Source organism: Pantoea sp. JGM49 (assembly GCF_018257655.1).
GTDB classification, from domain to species: Bacteria; Pseudomonadota; Gammaproteobacteria; order Enterobacterales; family Enterobacteriaceae; genus Pantoea; species Pantoea communis.
In genome coordinates, this window is the sequence record NZ_JAERJM010000003.1 from 260,425 (window position 1) to 264,193 (window position 3,769).

Annotated in this window: 3 protein-coding genes and 4 tRNA genes; 4 read left to right on the forward strand and 3 right to left on the reverse strand. The window is 52.2% G+C overall.

The window, feature by feature from the left end:
- Position 1: 1 nt before the first annotated feature.
- Both JK231_RS07250 and JK231_RS07255 read right to left on the reverse strand, forming a co-directional pair.
- Positions 2 to 77, reverse strand: a tRNA-Ala gene (locus JK231_RS07250).
- Positions 78 to 117: 40 nt separating this feature from the next.
- Positions 118 to 193 (reverse strand) — tRNA-Ala (locus JK231_RS07255).
- Between the two features lie 344 nt (positions 194 to 537).
- Here JK231_RS07255 and JK231_RS07260 point away from each other — a divergent pair.
- Both JK231_RS07260 and JK231_RS07265 read left to right on the forward strand, forming a co-directional pair.
- Positions 538 to 1,323 carry a formate/nitrite transporter family protein gene (locus JK231_RS07260; protein ID WP_160834570.1) on the forward strand — a complete coding sequence of 262 codons (786 nt, stop codon included), beginning with the start codon at positions 538 to 540 and terminating at the stop codon, positions 1,321 to 1,323.
- Positions 1,324 to 1,437: 114 nt separating this feature from the next.
- Positions 1,438 to 1,791 carry a YfeC-like transcriptional regulator gene (locus JK231_RS07265; RefSeq protein WP_034825897.1) on the forward strand — a complete coding sequence of 118 codons (354 nt, stop codon included), beginning with the start codon at positions 1,438 to 1,440 and terminating at the stop codon, positions 1,789 to 1,791.
- Positions 1,792 to 1,875: 84 nt separating this feature from the next.
- On the opposite strand, the gene gltX is transcribed toward JK231_RS07265, so the two are convergent.
- Entirely contained in the window at positions 1,876 to 3,297 is a 1,422-nt protein-coding gene (gene gltX / locus JK231_RS07270) for a glutamate--tRNA ligase (RefSeq protein ID WP_058959062.1), read from the reverse strand.
- Positions 3,298 to 3,570: 273 nt separating this feature from the next.
- On the opposite strand from gltX, the gene JK231_RS07275 reads away from it, so the two are divergent.
- A tRNA-Val gene (locus tag JK231_RS07275) sits at positions 3,571 to 3,646 on the forward strand.
- 46 nt (positions 3,647 to 3,692) lie between these two features.
- A tRNA-Val gene (locus JK231_RS07280) sits at positions 3,693 to 3,768 on the forward strand.
- The last annotated feature ends 1 nt before the right edge of the window (position 3,769 follow it).

Here is a 3,769-nt window from a genome sequence, read left to right on the forward strand (position 1 = left end):
TTGGTGGAGATAAGCGGGATCGAACCGCTGACCTCTTGCATGCCATGCAAGCGCTCTCCCAGCTGAGCTATACCCCCACATCTGGAAATCTTTTTCAGTGCACCGTTAGAAACGATTTGGTGGAGATAAGCGGGATCGAACCGCTGACCTCTTGCATGCCATGCAAGCGCTCTCCCAGCTGAGCTATACCCCCAGCACCGAAAAACAGCCGATTTAACTCGACGGACGGCATCATATGAAACCGCTCCCTGAGTGTCAACGCCAAATTCTCGTTCTGTGTTCAATCGCTGAAAAAGGCGGCAACACCCTACCGTAATGGCTTTTTTTTCAACGCAACTGTGCATTCCGTTAACGTATTTTCGCATTTAACACCCTGCAACCGAGGTTAAATCAGGGTTAAAGATGTTAGGAATAATCTTGTGTTCGTTACGGGTAAGTGTAAAACTTAGCGCGCTAATTAACCGGTCAACCTTCCAGGGTATATCACTCTTTGACCGGCCAGCATTTTCCCCTTGTTCAATAAAAGAAAAGTGAAATATGTCGCTGCATACACCGAAAGAGATCGCCCAACTGGCGATTCAAGCGGGCGTGGCTAAAAGCCGTTTGCCTGTTTCCACCTTATTGATCCTTGGTTTTATGGCCGGTGCCTTTATTGCCACTGGTTTTCTGTTGGATCTGCATGTTATCAACCAACTGCCTGCTGAATGGGGCTCCTTTGGCGGCTTCCTCGGCGCGGCGGTGTTCCCGGTTGGCCTGATTCTAACCGTTCTGGCCGGTGGCGAACTGTTGACCGGCAACATGATGACCTTACCGATCGCGTGGTTCGCTCGCCGCATCAGTGGTGTGAGCGTGCTGCGCAACTGGTTCTGGGTCACCATTGCCAACTTTATTGGCAGCATCGCGGTCGCCTGGTTCTTTGGCCACATGCTCGGCATGACCGAAGGCGATTATCTGAAAAAGACCGTGGCGATTGCACACGCGAAGGTGAATGCGGATTTCCTCCACGCCTTCATTTCCGGCATTGGTTGCAACTGGCTGGTGTGTCTGGCGGTATGGTTAGCCTTCGCCAGTAAAGATATGGTCGGCAAAATCTTCGGCATGTGGTTCCCGGTGATGGCCTTCGTGGCGATTGGCTTCCAGCACGTGGTGGCGAACATGTTTATTGTGCCCGCCGCGATTTTTGCCGGACAAATGAGCTGGGCAGAATTTGCGCCAAACGTGATTGCCGTCTTCCTCGGCAACGGCGTGGGCGGTGCAATATTTGTTGGTCTCACCTATTTCCTTGCTTTCCGTCCTGCGCAAGCTGAAACCAGCGAAGCTTAATATCCGATTTATGCCTTTTGTCATGAGACAAGAGGCATTTTCCTGCCTGATTACTTTTCCCCGTTACGTTTTGTTGTAATATGTACAGCTAATGTATTTAACAGGGACAGCATCGTGAAAAAGGAATGGCTCACCCCCGAGGAGCTCGCGCTGGAAACGGGCTACAGTCGGCAAACGGTGAATAAATGGATCAAACGCGAAAACTGGACAACCACGCCCAAGCCAGGTGTACAGGGTGGTAAGGCGCGATTGATTCATATTGATGAGCGTGTAAAAAGCTTTGTTCAGTCCACCCGCCACGCGACCGAGCCGGCGGCTAATTACGGTGCTCAACAAAATACATTACCTGCGTTATTAATAAATTCTGTCCAGCAAATGACAACCGCTGAGCAAGATCAACTGGCTGCTTTGTTGCTACGCGAAGGGATAAGTGGCGTGCTGGAACGGCTAGGAATTAAAGAAGATTAAAAAAAGCCGGGCGCATCATGCACCCGGCTTTTTTAATGCCCGCGATAAGTGAAGCGGCAACGTTACAGGCTGCCGCTAACTCAATTAAGCCTGGGCTTCACGCTCAGCAATGAAGGCCAGCGCTTTTTCGATACGGGCTACGCTGCGGCTGCGACCAATCGCTTCGACCGTCACATCCAGTGCCGGAGACTGACCTGCACCGGTGACCGCTACGCGCAGTGGCATGCCCACTTTGCCCATACCCAACTCGAGCGCATCGGCTGCACCCTGAATCGCGTTGTGCACATTCTCCGCATTCCACTCGCTGTCGCTCAGCGCAGCCAGTTTGTCACGCACCACTTCCAGCGGCTGACGCGCAACAGGACGCAGATGTTTCTTCGCCGCGTCAGCATCAAAGGCTTCAAACTCTTCATAGAAGTAACGACAAGAGGCCGCGATCTCGACCAGCGTTTTGCAACGCTCACCCAGTAGCGTCACCAGCTTCGCCAGTTCCGGACCGGTGCGGGTATCGATATTCTGTTGCTCGATGTGCCACTGCAGCTGCGTTGCCACGTATTCTGGCGGCAGCGTATTAATGTAGTGATGGTTCAGCCACTGCAGTTTTTCGGTGTTAAACGCACTGGCAGACTTGCTCACGGCATCCAGAGTAAACAACTCGGCCATCTCTGCCACGCTGAAAATCTCCTGATCGCCATGTGACCAGCCCAGACGCACCAGATAGTTGAGCAGCGCTTCCGGCAGATAACCGTCATCACGGTACTGCATCACACCCACCGCGCCATGACGTTTCGACAGCTTTTTACTGTCATCACCCAGGATCATGGAGACGTGCGCGTAAGTTGGCACTTCTGCACCAATCGCTTTAAGGATGTTGATCTGGCGTGGCGTGTTGTTGATGTGGTCTTCACCACGGATCACGTGAGTGATGCCCATATCCCAGTCATCCACCACCACACAGAAATTATAGGTCGGTGAACCATCGGTACGACGGATGATCAGATCATCCAGCTCCTGGTTGCTGAATTCAATCGGGCCACGGATCTGGTCATCGAAAATCACCGAACCCTCTTGTGGGTTACGGAAACGCACCACGCAAGGCTCATCCGCCGCATGATGTTCATGGCTGTCACGGCAACGGCCGTCATAACGTGGCTTCTCGCCTTTCGCCATCTGCTCTTCACGCAGCGCTTCTAAACGCTCTTTAGAGCAATAGCATTTATAAGCCGTACCTGCTGCTACCATCTCATCGATGACCGCGTTGTAACGATCAAAGCGCTTCGTCTGATAGTACGGGCCTTCATCCCACTGCAGGTTGAGCCAGTTCATGCCATCCATGATGGCTTCAATGGCTTCCGGCGTTGAACGTTCCAGATCGGTATCTTCGATACGCAGAACGAATTCGCCCTTGTTATGGCGAGCATAAAGCCAGGAATAAAGAGCAGTACGGGCACCGCCCACATGCAGGTAGCCCGTTGGGCTGGGTGCGAAGCGAGTTTTGATTTTCATTCAGCATTGCCTTAGATGCGCAGGTTTCTTTGTCTGGATGACAAAAAAACGGGTTAACGCGAAAAAACAGTGCGCATATTCTAGCAGGTGGGACGCTTTCCTCAATGACTCTCGCGGCGGCATCACAGATTGAAGTGCGTTTTTCTGCTAATAAAACCAGCACATTGGCTAAAAGCGCGGCATGCTGCCTAAATTTAAAGCGAACGCACATTTATGTTTTAAAAAGCGTTGACTCACTTCGAAGGATCCCTATAATGCGACTCCACACAGCGGGGGTGATTAGCTCAGTTGGTAGAGCATCTCCTTTACACGGAGGGGGTCGGCGGTTCGAGCCCGTCATCACCCACCACTCTAAAAGTGGCTCGCAGTGTACAAGAGTTTGAAGAGTAAGATATGGGCGATTAGCTCAGTTGGTAGAGCATCTCCTTTACACGGAGGGGGTCGGCGGTTCGAGCCCGTCATCGCCCACCAC

Bases quoted from the DNA above. Each gene is read 5' to 3' on its own strand.
- JK231_RS07260 (WP_160834570.1), top strand. From the start codon at position 538: ATGTCGCTGCATACACCGAAAGAGATCGCCCAACTGGCGATTCAAGCG.
- gltX (WP_058959062.1), bottom strand. From the start codon at position 3,297: ATGAAAATCAAAACTCGCTTCGCACCCAGCCCAACGGGCTACCTGCAT.